The sequence below is a fragment of the Vibrio fujianensis genome (assembly GCF_002749895.1).
GTDB classification, from domain to species: domain Bacteria; phylum Pseudomonadota; class Gammaproteobacteria; order Enterobacterales; family Vibrionaceae; genus Vibrio; species Vibrio fujianensis.
In genome coordinates this window covers 223891-225792 of record NZ_NBUS01000043.1, presented here as the reverse complement: position 1 = coordinate 225792, position 1902 = coordinate 223891, and the positions used below count along the sequence as shown (strand labels likewise).

Below are 1902 nucleotides of genomic sequence, written 5' to 3'. Positions count from 1 at the left end.
TGTTGCTCTAGAGATTGCCCTGCCATAACCCGAGCTGCAATCTTGGCCAATGGTGCTCCGGTCGCTTTGGAAACAAACGGCACAGTACGCGCAGCTCGTGGGTTGACTTCAATCAGATAGACTTCGTTATCTTTTACCGCAAATTGAGTATTCATTAAGCCACGCACACCAAGTTCAAATGCGAGTTTTTCCACTTGCTCACGCATTTTATCTTGGATAGCTTGGCTTAATGTGTAAGCTGGCAGTGAACAAGCTGAGTCCCCCGAGTGAACACCCGCTTGCTCGATATGCTCCATAATCCCACCGATGACGACGCGTTCACCATCACAAATCGCATCGATATCGACTTCCGTTGCATCGTCGAGGAAACGGTCAAGCAGAACCGGAGACTCATTAGAAACACTGACGGCTTCATTAAAGTAGCGACGCAGATCTTGTTCGTCATAAACAATTTCCATAGCCCGGCCACCTAAGACATAAGAAGGGCGAACCACCAGAGGAAAACCGATTTCTTTGGCTTTATCCACCGCTTGATCAAGTGCGGTCACAGTGGCGTTTTCTGGCTGTTTAAGCCCTAAACGCTCAACTGCTTGCTGGAAACGCTCACGATCTTCCGCACGGTCAATCGCATCTGGGCTGGTACCAATAATCGGTACGCCAGCGGCTTCTAAAGCGCGCGCAAGTTTCAATGGTGTTTGTCCACCATACTGAACAATCACGCCTTTCGGTTTTTCAACGCGAGCAATCGCCAATACATCTTCTAAAGTCACAGGTTCGAAATATAAACGATCTGAGGTGTCGTAATCGGTTGAAACCGTTTCTGGATTACAGTTGACCATGATGGTTTCATAACCATCTTCACGCAGTGCAAGTGAAGCATGAACACAGCAGTAGTCGAATTCAATCCCTTGTCCTATACGGTTTGGCCCCCCACCGAGAACCATGATTTTTTCACGATCGGTTGGATTCGCTTCACACTCTTCATCATACGTTGAATACATGTAAGCCGTATCTGAAGAAAACTCTGCCGCACAGGTATCGACACGTTTGTAAACCGGGTGAATGCCAAACTGATCACGCAGACGACGAATTTCAGTTTCAGCAACACCTAACAAGGTCGATAGACGCGCATCAGAAAAACCTTTACGTTTCATTTTGCGCAAGACATCAGCATTTAAGCCAGCGAAACCACCCGCTTTGATCTCTTGCTCCATTTTGACCAGTTCTTCAATTTGCACTAAGAACCAACGATCAATATTGGTCAAGTTAAAGATGCCATCAACAGAAAGACCAGCACGGAAAGCATCTCCGATATACCAAATTCGCTCCGCACCCGCTTCTTTTAACTCTTGACGAATTTTCGTCAATGCATCGGGGGCATCAAGATCCACCATTTCATCAAAACCATTAACGCCCACTTCAAGGCCACGCAATGCTTTTTGCAGTGACTCTTGTTGGTTACGGCCGATGGCCATCACTTCTCCAACCGATTTCATCTGAGTGGTTAAGCGGCTATTAGCCCCTGCAAATTTTTCGAAATTAAAACGGGGAATTTTAGTCACAACGTAGTCAATGGTAGGCTCAAATGACGCCGGTGTTGCACCACCCGTAATGTCATTCATCAACTCATCTAAGGTAAAGCCAACCGCCAGCTTCGCTGCCACTTTAGCAATAGGGAAGCCCGTCGCTTTTGAGGCTAAAGCTGAAGAACGAGAGACCCGAGGGTTCATCTCGATGATCACCATACGGCCATCTTTCGGATTAATACCAAACTGCACGTTCGAGCCACCCGTTTCAACTCCAATTTCACGTAACACGGCTAGCGATGCGTTACGCATGAGCTGATATTCTTTATCGGTGAGGGTTTGTGCTGGTGCAACTGTGATTGAGTCCCCCGTGTGA

Annotated in this window: 1 protein-coding gene; it reads right to left on the bottom strand. The window is 47.3% G+C overall.

All coding sequences use genetic code 11. The features are described from left to right. Window positions 1–1902: carbamoyl-phosphate synthase large subunit (gene carB / locus B7C60_RS19050; RefSeq protein WP_245869384.1), on the bottom strand; the 1902-nt coding region annotated here is incomplete at both ends.